This window comes from Neorhizobium sp. JUb45 (assembly GCF_004343585.1).
Taxonomy (GTDB): Bacteria; Pseudomonadota; Alphaproteobacteria; order Rhizobiales; family Rhizobiaceae; genus Neorhizobium.
This window is the reverse complement of record NZ_SLYW01000001.1, coordinates 648167-661678: the sequence shown is the minus strand read 5'-3', so window position 1 is coordinate 661678 and position 13512 is coordinate 648167. Positions and strand designations below refer to the sequence as shown.

Here is a 13512-nt window from a genome sequence, read left to right as displayed (position 1 = left end):
AGATCGCCCTCAAGACGAGGGTTCAAGCGCTGGAAAGTATTTTCCAACACACAAGTTCCCACTTCACGCGGGGTTCTTGACGCCAGAAGCAGCCGACCCGGCATGGTGCCGCGCCGGCACACGTGCTTTTGGCGCCCCGAAAGGTTTTTGACTTGACCAATTTCGAAACGCTTGGCGTCTCCAAGCAGATCGTCGCAACGCTGTCGCAGCTCGGGATCGAAACGCCTACTCCCATTCAGGAAAAGGCTATCCCTCTGCTGCTCGAAGGCCGCGACCTGATCGGCCTGGCACAGACCGGTACCGGCAAGACCGCCGCTTTCGGCCTGCCGCTGATCGAGCGCCTGCTCGCCGAAGACCGTCGTCCCGACAACCGCACGACGCGCTCCCTCATCCTGGCCCCGACCCGCGAACTGGTGAACCAGATCGCCGCCAACCTGAAGACCTTCATCAAGGGCCGTCCGCTCAAGATCAACCTCGTCGTTGGCGGCGTGTCGATCAACAAGCAGCAGCTGCAGCTGGAAAAGGGCACCGACATTCTCGTCGCCACCCCCGGCCGTCTGCTCGATCTGGTTTCCCGTCGCGCTATCGGCCTGACCACCGTGCGCTTCCTGATCCTCGACGAAGCCGACCAGATGCTAGACCTCGGCTTCGTGCATGACCTGCGCAAGATCGCCAAGATCGTCCCGAAGAAACGTCAGACCATGCTGTTTTCGGCGACCATGCCGAAGGCGATCGCCGATCTGGCCTCCGAATTCCTGACCGATCCGGTCAAGGTCGAAGTGACGCCTCCGGGCAAGGCCGCCGACAAGGTCGAGCAGTATGTCCACTTCGTTGCCGGCAAGGGCGACAAGACGGAAATCCTGCGCAAGACGCTGCTCGAGAACCCGGACGGTCGCTCGATCGTTTTCATGCGCACCAAGCACACTGCCGAAAAGCTGATGAAGCATTTCGACAATATCGGTTTCTCGGTCGCGTCCATCCACGGCAACAAGAGCCAGGGCCAGCGCGAACGCGCGCTGAAGGGTTTCCGTGACGGCGAGATCAAGACACTGATCGCCACCGACGTTGCCGCCCGCGGCATCGACATTCCGGCCGTCAGCCACGTCTACAACTACGATCTGCCGGAAGTGCCGGACGCCTATGTTCACCGTATCGGTCGTACGGCCCGCGCCGGTCGCGACGGCATCGCCATCGCGTTCTGCGCACCCGACGAAACGATGCTGCTGCGCGACATCGAAAAGCTGATGGGCATCGAGATCGCCACCGCTTCGGGTGAACGTCCCGAGACGATGAACCGTCCAGTGCGTGGCAATGGCAACAACAACAATCGCGGCGGCAACCGTGGTGGCCAGTCCCAGGGCCGTGGCGGCCGTGGCAATGCTGGCGGCGGCGAAGGCCGCAATGCATCCGGCGAAGGTCGTCCGCGTCGCGAACGCCCTGCCCGTCGCCCGCTCGGCGATGGCGTCAATGCGGAAGCCGGCGCCCGTACGGAAGAACGTGGCGAGCGTCCGCAGGGCGCACGCCCCCAAGGTGATCGTCCGCAGGGTGGCCGTCCGGCTCGCCCGGCCCGTCGCAACGAGGATTTTCGCGGCCAGCGCCGTGAAGAGGCAGCACCTCAGTCGCATGGCGACAACGACCTGACCTCGACCTCGGATTTCCGTCCGAAGAAGCAGTTCGGCGGCGAAGGCCGTCCGGCTCGCAAGGATGGTCACGGCAAGCCCGAGCATGCAGCACACGGCGCCCATGAACCGGGCGCACAGCGCAACAACCACCGCGGCGGCCAGGGCCGTCCGGCGGGCGCGCCGGGTGCGGGCCAGAAGCAGGGCGAAGCCCGTGGTCCGGTCAAGTTCGGTGGCGCAAGCCGCAACGAAGGTGGCCAGCAGGGCCGCAAGCGTCGCCCGGCATAACGGCCGACCTTGATTGAAAACAGACACGGCCGGGCTTTGCAGCCCGGCCGTTTTCTTTTCGGGAATTTGCAGGCGACCGAGAGATCGCGTATCGACTTCACGACGCCCTGACGAATGGCATCACCAGTCCGGCGCGGCCTCCTCCCGGCCTGCAGACATATCATCTGCTTTTAGCGGTTCGGCACCCAGATACGGCGACCATCGCGGTAGACAAACTGCCCATCCCGGCCACGTCGATCATCTCTGTCCGCACGACGATCGTGGTTCCAGTCGCGTCGGTCGTCAAGGGCATCATGGCGGCCACGGTCCCAGTCGCGGCGGTCATGACGGGCGTTATAGTGATGGCTCGGGCCAGCCGGACGTACATAGACGCGTTCATGCGTGCGATAGGTTGGGCCTTCGCTGACGCAACCGGCAAGGGTGAGACAGGCAAAAGCCGTGGCGGCGAGTGTAGTCAAAGATCTGATCATATCTGCTCCTTCGTGCCACGCACACATCGGGCGTTACCGGGATTTGGCAAGATGCCGCTGCGCGCAAACGCTTGGCGTGTGCGAAACCACGCCTGCTCACCTTTGCCTTTTCCCGTCGGCCCGGCTACGAACTCCGCAACAGAACGGAGACCGCATGCCCGCCCGCTATTCCCTCACCGAACAGGACGTCGTCGCCGGTAACGACATGTGGCGGCGGCATCAGATGAACATCTGGCCGCTGGTGGCCGTCATGGCGTTTTCCTGGCTGCTGATTTCGGCCTATTTTGCCCGCACCTTCGCAGGCTTTGCGCTGGCGGCCGTCTCCTTCGGCGTACTTACCATCAATCTTGCACTGGCGGCTGTCGCCCTCTGGCACGGCAAGCGAAAATCCCGCCTGATGGCAGCCTCCACTTTCCGCGCGGCATCCGACCAGGGGCGCGAGGTCAAGGTGACGTGGAATGCCGATGGCATCGAGTTTTCACAGCGCAAGGCCAACCGCAAACAGGCGTGGCGGGAGATTTCCCACTGGGCGGAAAGCGACGAAACATTCGTGATGCTGGGCAGAGGTGGCATGTTCAACCCGATCCCCAAACGCGCCTTTTCGGCCGCTGATCTCGAACAGATCAGGGACCATCTGACTCGGACCGGCGCGAAAAAGGCAAAACTGTTCTTCTACTGAGCTTCCGACGCCTCGGGCCGGGCCGCCTTGCGGTTGACCATCCACACACCGGCAACGACGATGATCGTGCCGATCACCATCGGTGGCGTCAGCGGTTCGCCGAACAGGATGGCGGCTTCGATCGCCACGGTCGGCGGCATCAGGTAGATCAGCGAAGCGGCCCGCGACACCTGCCCGCGACGGATCAGATACAGCAGCAGCGCCACCGCCCCCATCGATATGCCGATCACCGACCACGCCATCGCGGCCACCGCCTGCATGGTCCAGTCGAAACGCAGGTCTTCCAGCAGAAGCGCCAGCGGCAGCGTCACGATCAAGGCGCCGACGAATTGCAGCGAGGCGATGGAGAGAAGATCGCCCTGCTGCAGGTGCTGCTTCTGGTAAAGCGTGCCGTAGGTGACGGAAAACATCGCCACCAGATTGATGATGACCGGCAGCGCCAGCCCCTCCAGCCCGTGCTCGGCGATATCGAGCAGCTGCGGTGAAATGGCAATCAGGATGCCGGCGAAACCGAGGCCGAGACCGGCCTTCTGGATCGGTCCCAGACGTTCACTCAGAAACAGCGGCGCAACCATGGCGGTGAGCAGCGGCTGCAGCCCGGCGATCACGCCCGAAAGCCCGGCCGGCACGCCCTGCCCGATCGCATACCAGACGCCGGCAAGATAAAGCCCGTGCAGGAAGACGCCGGAAAACAGCGCATGGCCGAATTGCCGGGATGTTTTCGGCCAGGACGCACCCACCACGACCGCCACACCGGCAAAGGCGATGGCCGCCAGCGCATGGCGCGCGGCGAGAAAGGTGATCGGATCGGCATGCGCCGCCGCATATTTGGCGACGATCCAGCCGGTGGACCAGAGAAACACAAAAACGGCCGGAGCCAGACGATCGAGCATGCGGATATCCTGCTGCGGCGGGTGGCGGCACGTCTACGGCCAGCGCAACCTCCGCGTCAAAGGAGAAAATTTGATCCCTGTCATCAGCGCCGCTCAACGCATGGCGATCTGCCCAAAATCAAAGCATGACAAAACGCAATGTCACGACCACAACCCCTTGAGCCACATGCATTTGGCCCGACAATAACCAATAGCCGCTTTTTCTGGCAAAAAGCCTTAAAACACGGCATTATTTGATCAATTGGAAATTCTGCGCGCGAAATGTGCATCCTGCTTGCAAAGCCCCGATGCTTGTACTCTTATGGTCAAAAAAGGGGAACGCGCCATTGGCATTTGATGAAATGTTAACTGCGGAAGAACGTCCGCGGTCACCCTACCAGACCTATCACGAGTGGTATTCGAGCCAGGATCCGGCGCACCTGATCCAGAAGACCCGCGATGCCGAAAACATCTTTCGAAAGACCGGCATCACCTTCGCGGTTTATGGCCATGCCGACAGTTCCGAAAAGCTCATTCCCTTCGATATCATTCCACGCATCATCGCTGCGCGAGAATGGCGCAAGCTGGCGCAGGGTATCGAGCAGCGGGTGCTGGCGCTCAACGCCTTTCTGGAAGACATCTATCACAAGCAGGAAATCATCAAGGCCGGCCGCATCCCGCGCGAGCTGATCGAGAAGAACGTTGCCTTCCTGCCGGAAATGATCGGTTTTCGCCCGCCCGGCGGCGTCTACACCCATATCGTCGGCACCGACATCGTGCGCACCGGCGAAGACCAGTTCTATGTGCTGGAAGACAATGCCCGCACCCCTTCCGGCGTCTCCTACATGCTGGAGAACCGCGAAACCATGATGCAGATGTTCCCCGAGCTGTTTGCCCTCAACAAGGTGCAGCGCGTCGAGGATTATCCGCGGCTTCTGCGCCAGTCGCTCGCCTCGCTGGCGCCCGCCGGCTGCAAGGGACGGCCGCGCGTGGCGGTGCTGACACCGGGCATCTATAATTCCGCCTATTACGAGCATTCGTTCCTCGCCGACCAGATGGGCGTCGAGCTGGTGGAAGGCTCCGACCTGCGCGTCATCGACGGCAAGGTGAAGATGCGCACCACCAAGGGCTACGAGGCGATCGACGTGCTTTACCGTCGCGTCGACGACGATTTTCTCGATCCCCTCACCTTCCGTCCGGATTCGGCGCTCGGCATTCCCGGCATCATGGATGTCTATCGTTCCGGCAACATCACCATCGCCAATGCGCCGGGCACCGGCATCTGCGACGACAAGGCGATCTATTCCTACATGCCGGAAATCGTCGAGTTCTACACCGGCCGCAAGGCGCTTCTCGAAAACGTGCCGACCTGGCGCTGTTCCGAGGCCTCCAGCCTGAAATATGTGCTGGAGCATCTGGAAGAACTGGTGGTCAAGGAAGTACACGGTTCCGGCGGTTATGGCATGCTGGTCGGCCCGACCGCCTCGAAAAAGGAGCGCAGCGAGTTTGCCGAAAAACTGAAGTCCAAACCGAGCAACTACATCGCCCAGCCGACGCTTGCCCTCTCCACCGTGCCGATCTTCGTCAACAAGGGCATCGCCCCGCGCCATGTCGACCTGCGCCCCTATGTGCTGGTGTCCGACAAGGTCAAGATCATTCCCGGCGGGCTGACGCGCGTCGCGCTGAAACAGGGATCATTGGTGGTCAATTCCAGCCAGGGCGGCGGCACCAAGGACACCTGGGTACTGGAAGATTGAGGGCGTAACATGCTGGGAAGAACTGCAAACGGCCTCTACTGGATGTTCCGCTATATCGAGCGTGCCGAAAACATCGCCCGTCTTGTCGATGCGGGCCTGCGTGTCTCGCTCACCCGCGTCGGTTATTCCGACGAGGACTGGCACGGTGTCCTGGAAAGTGCCGGCGTGCGCGAAGCCTATTCCGAGGTTCACGACACGCTGACGGCTGCCAATGCCATCGACTACCTGCTGCGCGACAGTGCCAACCTGTCGAGCGTGATCTCCTGCATCGAGGCGGGCCGCAACAATGCCCGCATGGTGCGCACGGCACTGACGCGCGAGACATGGGAAGCCACCAACGAAGCATGGATCGACCTGAAGGCGCGACTTTCGAAAAAGCTGAAACCCGCCGACCTGCCGGAACTGATCGACGTCATCAAGCACCGCTGCGGCCTCATACGCGGCGCCTTCCATGGCTCGATGCTGCGCAACGATCTCTACAATTTTTCGCGCATCGGCACGTTCATCGAGCGCGCCGACAATACGAGCCGCATCCTCGACGTCAAATATTACGTGCTTTTGCCCTCCGTCAGCCAGGTCGGCTCGGCGCTCGACAACATGCAGTGGGAATCGATCCTGCGTTCCGTCTCGGCCCACCGTTCCTATGGCTGGGTGTATGACGGCGATTACCAATCGGCCAATATCGCCGATTTCCTGATCCTGCAGGTGCAGATGCCGCGTTCGCTCGCCTATTGTTACGAAAAGATCGTCAGCAATCTCGGTTATCTGGCCGAGGATTACGGCGAACGGCTGCAGGCGCACGAGACGGCAGGGGCGATCCGCAAAACGCTCAAGCAGAGTGCAATCGCGCAGATCATGGACCAGGGCCTCCACGAATTCCTCGAGGACTTCGTCAACCGCAACAACCAGCTGAGCGCCGAGATTTCCAACGGCTATCGCTTCTACCAGTGATCCGGAGAAAGATGCGATGCGCCTGACAATTTCCCACACCACCGAATATCTCTATGATGCGCCGGTGCCCTATTCGCTGCAGCGCCTGCGCCTGACGCCTGTCGATACACCGGCCCAGAAAGTGCTGTCCTGGCAGGTCAGCGTCGAAGGCGCCGCAGTCGAGGCCGGTTATGCCGATCAATACGGCAACCGCACCGAACTGGTCTCGACGGACGGCGACGCCCACACGATCCGCATCACAGCTACCGGCGAAGTGGAAACATCCGACAAGGCCGGCGTGTTCGGCGCGCATCAGGGTTTTTGCCCGCTCTGGCTTTTCCTGCGCGAAACGCCGCGCACCAAGCCCGGCAAGCTGACACGCGAACTGGCCCGTGGCCTTGCCGGCGACAGCGAGCTTGCCAAAATGCATGCGCTGATGGAGACGATCCACGAAACCGTCACCTACACGCCGGGCAGCACCGATACCGACACCACCGCCGAACAGGCGCTGGAGGCCAAAACCGGCGTCTGCCAGGACCACGCCCACATCTTCATCACCACCGCCCGCCTGCTCGACATCCCTGCCCGCTACGTGTCCGGTTACCTGCTGATGGAAGGCCAGACCGAACAGGTGGCGACCCATGCCTGGGGTGAAGCGTTTCTGCCCGGCCTTGGCTGGGTGGGTTTCGATGCCGCCAACAATGTCTGCCCCGACGAAAGATACGTGCGCATCGCCAGCGGACTGGATTATGTCGCCGCCGCACCGATTTCCGGCATGCGCCTCGGCTCGGCGGGAGAAGACCTGAAGGTATCGCTGACGGTGGCGCCAAGCCAGAGCCAGTCACAAAGCCAGGACGGCCAGGGCCAGCAGAACCAGACGCAGGCCTGACCCGACCATCGGCGCAAGCCCGGCGCCATCTCCGGCTGGTTGAATGTTCCTCAGGAACCGGAGGGCGTATGCTGTTAGGGCAGTCCATTTTCCAGTCGGTACTGAACCGGCTGGAGGACGAAAAACAGGAAACGGAAGAAGCAGGCCCGGACAATGCGGATTTCCGCATTCGCGGGCTGGGTGCCGGTTTTGTCACGCCCGAGGGACGGCCAGCGGCAGCGGAAACCGATACCGACGCCTATCTGGACTATCTCGCCGACTGGCTGGAGCAGCCCTCCGAAGCAGCACCTGCGACCGACAGGGAAGAAGCACCGCCCCAAAAACCGGTCATGCCACCCCATCTGGAGCGGCTGACGGAAGCCGAGATTGCCGAGGATCTGGCGATTTCACCGAAGGACAGCGAAGCGGTTCTGAACGACAGACGCCGGCAATTTGCCAAGCTCAATCACCCGGACAGCGTTTCAGCCGAATTTCGCGACAATGCAACGACGAGAATGAAGATCGCCAACCTGCTGATCGACCGCGCACTCGCCGCCTTCGGCTGATCACGACACGCAGCCCTGCCGAAACGCCTGCCGCAGCACGGCACCAACGGCTTATTCGGGCTTCTTGCGATCGAAAAACAGCTTGTAGGCAGCAAAAACGCCAACGAAGCCGACGATGCCGGCCCAGGTCGGATTGCCCAGATAAAGCTCGATGCCGACCCAGACGAAACAGACAGCAACGATCAGCGCCCGGCGCCAGGGTTCGTCGTAAAAAGGATGGTTCGGGTCGATCATGTCTGCTGTCCTCCTCCGGGCCGCTCATGCGCCGCCTGCCACCGGGTATCCGGGCTGGCGGATGAAAATGCAAGATGGCGCGGCGATTGAACGGTATTTTGCACCAGCAACTGGCGGCAAGCTCCGCTTTTTTCGCGGAAATTCACGTATCTGCGGCCGAAGTTCGAACCACGACGATTTTTCCGTCATCGGCGACGGTATTGGCATTGAAGCGCCCACCAAGCTAGGCTAAGAACCAATCATCGGACACCGGCGAGTCATCGCCGGACAAGGTTAGCACCCGTAGCTCAGCTGGATAGAGTGTTGGATTCCGATTCCAAAGGTCACAGGTTCGAATCCTGTCGGGTGCGCCACTTACAGAACCATCCCCACCTTGCCCTCACCACGTAGAACACCAGATAAGCCTTAGCTTATCCGCTTCCGGCAAGGACGACATTCCCATGAACAAGACCATCCTCTGCGCCGCCTTCGCGCTCACATTGACGGGCTGCACAGCCACCCCCGGTCCCGGCATGCAGCCGTTCGAGATCGGCCCCGGCATCCAGCCCATTCCCGGCAGCATCACCTATGGCGGCCAGCCGCGCACGCGCCTCACCAAATCGCCCATCGGCAGCAGCCTGACGCATGAGTTCCAAAACGAATTCGGTTATCGCGTCATCGAACGTTATATCCTCCAGCCGGATCGCAGCCTGCTTCTGGTCAGCCGGCGGGTGGTGCGCATACCGTTCAGCCGCAACGACTGAACAAGCGCCAATGCACAGCCACGCAGCAAACGCATGCCTCCATTGCTCGCAAATGCATAGAAAATCGTCATTCAAACGATTATATAATGTGCATCAACGAAGGAGAGAAACATATGCGTATCGCTGAAAAACTGAAGAACTACGCCGCCAACCGCCGCGCCATGCGCGAACTGGACCAGCTCGACGACCGCGCCCTGCACGACCTCGGCATTTCCCGTTCGACCATCCGCGCCGCCGTTCTCGGTTCCGGCCGCTAAGCCGGGCTTCGGCCAGGCAAAGACATGTGAATATTATGCCGGAGGCGAAACAGTTCGCCTCTCACGGCACTTTAAAGGAACGGCCGCAAGCGTTGACGCTGCCCGCCGCATTCCAGCAAATGCCCAAGGATGCGCCGAATACGAGCGCCACGCGCCAATCAGCTGCCGCAGCGACACTGTTGCCGGCATGGCTCCGGAGCTTTCCCGGGCGCGCGTCTTGAAACTTTCACAAAGCATGCCCATATTGCTCCCATACAAGAATTCATCTCCGCCTGACCACGGATGTACTGGCAGTGTCGTCGAGATGGAGTGAGGAAGGTCGGTGCGAGTTTCGCCCGGCCTTTTTTCTTGGCTTCGATTTCCCGTTGCAGATCATAGGAAACAGAAAGGGCGGAGCCGCACATGGCAGCCCCGCCCTCTTTGTCCCATCCGATGGCACCTGAAATTTCAGGCCGTCAGAACCTGACGGCGCGGCAGTTTCCAGTTCGGGCGCACGAAATGGCAGGTATAGCCGTTCGGAATGCGCTCCAGATAATCCTGATGTTCCGGCTCGGCCTCCCAGAAGTCGGAGACCGGCGCCAGCTCCGTCACCACCTTGCCCGGCCAAAGGCCGGAGGCGTCGACATCGGCAATCGTGTCTTCCGCCACCTGTTTCTGGGCGTCATCGACGTAAAAGATCGCCGAGCGGTAGCTCGGGCCAAGATCATTGCCCTGACGGTCGGGTGTCGATGGATCGTGGATCTGGAAGAAAAACTCCAGAAGATCACGGAAGCTGATACGCGCCGGATCGAAATTGATCTCGATCGCTTCGGCGTGGTTGCCATGGTTACGGTAGGTGGCGTTCGGAACCTCGCCGCCGCTGTAACCGACGCGGGTCGAGATGACGCCGGGCGTCTTGCGGATGAGATCCTGCATTCCCCAGAAGCAGCCGCCGGCCAGCACTGCACGTTCTGTCGTCATGACATGTCTCCAATGTTTGATCTGTCCCGATGAATATAGGAGGTGACGCGGGGATTTTACAGATGGTGGTGACGCGCTTGCTCCAGATCAAGGCGGCAGCATGGTCCATTCTGGTACTTTCGACCCTGCTAAAAAAGCGCTTGTCCGGGACATCAAATGAGCGCAATTTCAGCAGACTGCTCGGTTGCGAAGGAGGAGCGCGAATGAGTAGAGACCTGACCATCAGCGAAGCCATCATCGATCCCATGATCGTGCAGCTGCTTGAGGCCGACAAGGTGCCGATAGCGGCATTCGTGCAACTTCTGCAAAGTGCCGCTCGCGTCCAGAGGGCAGAGATCGAGCGGGCAAGGCTCGATATCGTCATCGCCGAAACGCCAAGCGGTTACCGCAGCACAGACGTGATGGGTGCGGCATGATTTCGACGCGCAGCGGAAACGAATATACGCGTTTTTCGAGACGGCCCGAGAGGGCAATCGCGCCCAGTCCATCATCGGCTGCGTTATCGGAGACGGCGCCTCGGCAAGTCATGCGCCAGGCGCGCTGGCCCGCCTCGCCGGTTCTGCAGGAGCCGTCCGATTGGGCCGCCGGCGAAGATCTGAATCCATCGGCGGCTATCAAGGCCGGCTCCCCGACACGACGTCCGGTCTGAACCATCCCTCAGCCACCCTCCTGCGACGGTTGGCCGCTTGCCGGCCCGCGCGTGGCGGCGTAACAAACATCAAACAAAATGAAACCCGCCGTCGCGGTGCCCCATGCCAGAGACCGGCAAAACCCGGTCGGCATGACCAGTCGGCGACGGCAGCAATGGACCACGCATGACCGGCGAGACAATCACCCTGTACGAGGCGATCGGTGCCGATGCGACGGTGCGCGCCCTTGCCCGCCGTTTCTACGAGCTGATGGACATATTGCCGGAAGCGGCGCGCTGTCGCGCCATTCACCCCGAAAACCTTGAGGGAAGTGAAGCCAAGCTTTACGACTACCTGACCGGATATCTCGGCGGCCCACCGGTTTATGTTGAAAAATACGGCCATCCGCGGCTGCGCTCACGCCATTTCGGCGCCGAAATCGGACCGGCCGAGCGCGACGAATGGCTGCTGTGCTTCCGCCGCGCACTCGATGAGACCATCGAGAACCCAAAACTGCGCGAGATCATCTGGCCACCGATCGAACGGCTTGGCTTTCACATGCAGAACAAGGAATAGGCCCTTGGCAGGGATAGAGAAATTGCGCCCGTTGATTCTGTTTGTCAGCGGCTTGATGGGGCTTTGCGGCGTGGCGCTGGCAGCGGCGGCCAGCCATAGCGGTGACACGCATTTCCTGGGCTCAGCCTCCACCATGTGCCTCGCGCATGCGCCGGTTCTGCTCGGGCTTTATCTCGGCCATGCCCGTTTTCGCACCGCCACCCTTGCAGCCCTCGTACTCGGCCTCGGCACGATCGTGTTTGCCGGCGATCTGATATCGCGCCATTTCCTCGGCGACCGGCTGTTTCCGTTTGCCGCCCCGTTCGGCGGCACTCTGATGATGCTCGGCTGGCTGGTGATCGCAGCCGGTGCATTTCTGCCGGTGCGCAAAGCCTGATTCAGAGATCCGATTCGACCGATATCATGCGGATGCCGATAATGTTGTCGCGCTCGTCGGCAATGATTTCGCCATAACCGATGCGCTTGCCGTTCACCTGCAGCTCGACCGGCTCGCCAAAATGTTTGTCCAGCCAGAAAGGCTCGCCCGGTTTGGCCGACATCAGTTGCGAAACGGACACCTTGACCTTGCCGAGAACGGCGTGAACCTCGATCGGAATGTCCCTCACCCGCGGCGATGAAAGCTCCAGCGCAGTGGCCGGCATGGCGGCACGGGAGGTCGCAGAGTTCGGCTGGCCGGCGGATGTATCGCTGTTCATGATGAGTGCTCTCTGAAAATCTACGGTGAATCACAGGTTAACCCGAGGGATTTGCCAAATCGCGGCCCATCCGCCGTAAACCTCAACGAGCGGTAAACATCCACAAAAGCGACGGGCTCACCGTCTGAAAACGATACATAATCATTTTATATCGTGACAACCGGTCGCCGGTTTCGGGTCATTCGTGCCTGCACCACAGGCGGGCAGGCATCACGGATGCTGCCAAGCGATGCCAGCGGCAGAACAACGCGCGCCAGGGCTTCGATGAAAAACGGATCCTCGGCCTGTGAAAAAGCCACGACCATCTCGCCCTTGCCGACATCCTTTTTCGCGCAGGTGAAAAAGATCTCGCCGGCACCGAGGCAGATGTAAAAATGGTCCGGCAGGAATTCGAGCGCCTTCGACTGGATGATCGCGCCCTTCTCATGCAGCGCCACGATACGGATCTGCACGCTGGCAAAAGATTTGACGCCGCCCTTGGGATAGATCGCCTGCCCGATCAGACTGGCCTTGCGCATGCGCGTCTGCGCATTGTCGTTGGCGCTATAAAACTGCGCCAGATAGTTACGGGGTTTTTGAGGTCTCAAATGAGTGGTCCGAGGCAAACAGCTTGGTTAAACAATTCTTAACGCTGTATCGCCTCGCAGAAAGATGCGCAACTGTCACATTTAGGGGTGCGCCATGCCCTGGGGAAAACGCCAACGCAAAACAGCCCGACGATCTGCCGGGCTGTTTGTGCATTTCAGGCGGTGGAAAGGTGCAGACTTTAGGAAACCCGGCGTTCTTCGCGGCGATCCTTCATCGTCTGAAGGGCGCGATCGAGGCTGGATTTCGAACCGTTGCGCAGCGGCACGAAGGTGACGCCGAACTTCTTGCAGCCCGTCTTGACGCGCAGACACGCGTCATGGCTGATACAGTCGATGGGGCAGAACACACAGTCGACCGAGGGCAGCACGGTATCGATGCGCGAGACCGCCTCGCGAAGACCGCCGTCATGGTGGATCAGTTCGGCGCCATGCGCGCTGGCGATGGCCCGCAGATGCGCCACCTGGCAGTCACGTCCGCCGACATAAAGGAAGCTGCGGATATCCTGCTGCGACTGGGTGAGGCTCGAGGCTTCGCGAGCCGTATCGTCGGCACCGCTGTTTCCGCCGCCCTTGCGCTTCTGCTTCTTCGCCATATCAATCCTCGTGTCGCAATCAAAGTGCTGCAATCAAATTCTGGCTCACTCCCTAGAGCGGGAGGTCCGTGATGTAGCGCACATTAATAAACTTGATTTTGAGAGTAAAGATTAAAGTTGAGGATTTGGGTCAGGAAATTTACCCGATGCCAAAATGACGCTGCCCTAAAGACGAAATGAGAGGACGAA

18 protein-coding genes, 1 tRNA gene and 1 pseudogene are annotated in these 13512 nt (G+C 60.7%); 13 read left to right on the top strand and 7 right to left on the bottom strand.

Features of this window, described 5'->3' with window-relative positions:
• The first annotated feature begins 102 nt into the window (after positions 1-102).
• Positions 103-1907: pseudogene (locus EDF70_RS03185) on the top strand (DEAD/DEAH box helicase).
• 170 nt (positions 1908-2077) lie between these two features.
• Here EDF70_RS03185 and EDF70_RS03180 read toward each other — a convergent pair.
• Positions 2078-2377 carry a hypothetical protein gene (locus EDF70_RS03180; RefSeq protein WP_132271825.1) on the bottom strand — a complete coding sequence of 100 codons (300 nt, stop codon included), beginning with the start codon at positions 2375-2377 and terminating at the stop codon, positions 2078-2080.
• Positions 2378-2531: 154 nt separating this feature from the next.
• Here EDF70_RS03180 and EDF70_RS03175 point away from each other — a divergent pair, with 154 nt between their 5' ends.
• Positions 2532-3056 (top strand): YcxB family protein, encoded by a 525-nt coding sequence (locus EDF70_RS03175; protein WP_132271823.1) that lies wholly within the window; start codon positions 2532-2534, stop codon positions 3054-3056.
• Here the strand turns inward: EDF70_RS03175 and EDF70_RS03170 are convergent.
• The gene (locus EDF70_RS03170) at positions 3050-3949 is read right to left on the bottom strand and encodes a DMT family transporter (RefSeq protein WP_132271821.1); all 900 of its coding nucleotides are present in this window, start codon (positions 3947-3949) and stop codon (positions 3050-3052) included. The two genes, EDF70_RS03175 and EDF70_RS03170, sit on opposite strands and share 7 nt — an antisense overlap.
• Positions 3950-4275: 326 nt before the next feature.
• Between EDF70_RS03170 and EDF70_RS03165 the strand changes: the two genes are divergently transcribed.
• The 4 genes from EDF70_RS03165 to EDF70_RS03150 all read left to right on the top strand — a co-directional run bounded on the left by EDF70_RS03165 (position 4276) and on the right by EDF70_RS03150 (position 8049).
• Entirely contained in the window at positions 4276-5685 is a 1410-nt protein-coding gene (locus EDF70_RS03165; RefSeq protein WP_132271819.1) for a circularly permuted type 2 ATP-grasp protein, read from the top strand.
• A 9-nt stretch (positions 5686-5694) separates the two neighbouring features.
• Positions 5695-6636, top strand: coding sequence for an alpha-E domain-containing protein (locus tag EDF70_RS03160; RefSeq protein WP_132271818.1), 942 nt, complete (start codon positions 5695-5697; stop codon positions 6634-6636).
• Positions 6637-6652: 16 nt separating this feature from the next.
• The gene (locus EDF70_RS03155) at positions 6653-7504 is read left to right on the top strand and encodes a transglutaminase family protein (RefSeq protein WP_132271816.1); all 852 of its coding nucleotides are present in this window, start codon (positions 6653-6655) and stop codon (positions 7502-7504) included.
• Positions 7505-7572: 68 nt separating this feature from the next.
• A complete protein-coding gene (locus EDF70_RS03150) occupies positions 7573-8049 on the top strand; it encodes a hypothetical protein (protein ID WP_132271815.1) in 477 nt (158 codons plus the stop codon).
• 51 nt (positions 8050-8100) lie between these two features.
• On the opposite strand, the gene EDF70_RS03145 is transcribed toward EDF70_RS03150, so the two are convergent.
• The gene (locus EDF70_RS03145; protein ID WP_132271813.1) at positions 8101-8283 is read right to left on the bottom strand and encodes a DUF3329 domain-containing protein; all 183 of its coding nucleotides are present in this window, start codon (positions 8281-8283) and stop codon (positions 8101-8103) included.
• On the opposite strand from EDF70_RS03145, the gene EDF70_RS03140 reads away from it, so the two are divergent.
• The 4 genes from EDF70_RS03140 to EDF70_RS03125 all read left to right on the top strand — a co-directional run bounded on the left by EDF70_RS03140 (position 8282) and on the right by EDF70_RS03125 (position 9283).
• Positions 8282-8515 (top strand): hypothetical protein, encoded by a 234-nt coding sequence (locus EDF70_RS03140; RefSeq protein WP_132271811.1) that lies wholly within the window; start codon positions 8282-8284, stop codon positions 8513-8515. The two genes, EDF70_RS03145 and EDF70_RS03140, sit on opposite strands and share 2 nt — an antisense overlap.
• A 44-nt stretch (positions 8516-8559) precedes the next feature.
• Positions 8560-8636, top strand: a tRNA-Arg gene (locus tag EDF70_RS03135).
• Between the two features lie 159 nt (positions 8637-8795).
• Positions 8796-9026, top strand: coding sequence for a hypothetical protein (locus EDF70_RS03130; protein WP_245519067.1), 231 nt, complete (start codon positions 8796-8798; stop codon positions 9024-9026).
• Between the two features lie 113 nt (positions 9027-9139).
• Entirely contained in the window at positions 9140-9283 is a 144-nt protein-coding gene (locus EDF70_RS03125) for a DUF1127 domain-containing protein (protein ID WP_132271807.1), read from the top strand.
• A gap of 447 nt (positions 9284-9730) precedes the next feature.
• On the opposite strand, the gene msrA is transcribed toward EDF70_RS03125, so the two are convergent.
• Positions 9731-10243, bottom strand: a complete 513-nt coding sequence (gene msrA / locus EDF70_RS03120) for a peptide-methionine (S)-S-oxide reductase MsrA (protein ID WP_132271805.1) — start codon at positions 10241-10243, stop codon at positions 9731-9733.
• Positions 10244-10446: 203 nt separating this feature from the next.
• On the opposite strand from msrA, the gene EDF70_RS03115 reads away from it, so the two are divergent.
• The 3 genes from EDF70_RS03115 (at position 10447) to EDF70_RS03105 (ending at position 11824) form a co-directional block, all read left to right on the top strand.
• The gene (locus tag EDF70_RS03115) at positions 10447-10659 is read left to right on the top strand and encodes a hypothetical protein (RefSeq protein WP_132271803.1); all 213 of its coding nucleotides are present in this window, start codon (positions 10447-10449) and stop codon (positions 10657-10659) included.
• Positions 10660-11058: 399 nt separating this feature from the next.
• On the top strand, positions 11059-11448 hold the full coding sequence (locus tag EDF70_RS03110; RefSeq protein WP_132271801.1) for a group II truncated hemoglobin: 390 nt from the start codon (positions 11059-11061) through the stop codon (positions 11446-11448).
• A 55-nt stretch (positions 11449-11503) separates the two neighbouring features.
• A complete protein-coding gene (locus EDF70_RS03105; RefSeq protein ID WP_245519066.1) occupies positions 11504-11824 on the top strand; it encodes a DUF423 domain-containing protein in 321 nt (106 codons plus the stop codon).
• 1 nt (position 11825) lies between these two features.
• Here the strand turns inward: EDF70_RS03105 and EDF70_RS03100 are convergent, their stop codons facing one another.
• From EDF70_RS03100 to EDF70_RS03090, 3 genes are all read right to left on the bottom strand, one after another.
• The gene (locus tag EDF70_RS03100) at positions 11826-12143 is read right to left on the bottom strand and encodes a FliM/FliN family flagellar motor switch protein (RefSeq protein ID WP_132271798.1); all 318 of its coding nucleotides are present in this window, start codon (positions 12141-12143) and stop codon (positions 11826-11828) included.
• A 146-nt stretch (positions 12144-12289) separates the two neighbouring features.
• The gene (locus EDF70_RS03095; protein WP_132271797.1) at positions 12290-12730 is read right to left on the bottom strand and encodes a hypothetical protein; all 441 of its coding nucleotides are present in this window, start codon (positions 12728-12730) and stop codon (positions 12290-12292) included.
• A gap of 179 nt (positions 12731-12909) precedes the next feature.
• Entirely contained in the window at positions 12910-13323 is a 414-nt protein-coding gene (locus tag EDF70_RS03090) for a DUF2325 domain-containing protein (protein ID WP_132271795.1), read from the bottom strand.
• Between the last annotated feature and the right edge of the window lie 189 nt (positions 13324-13512).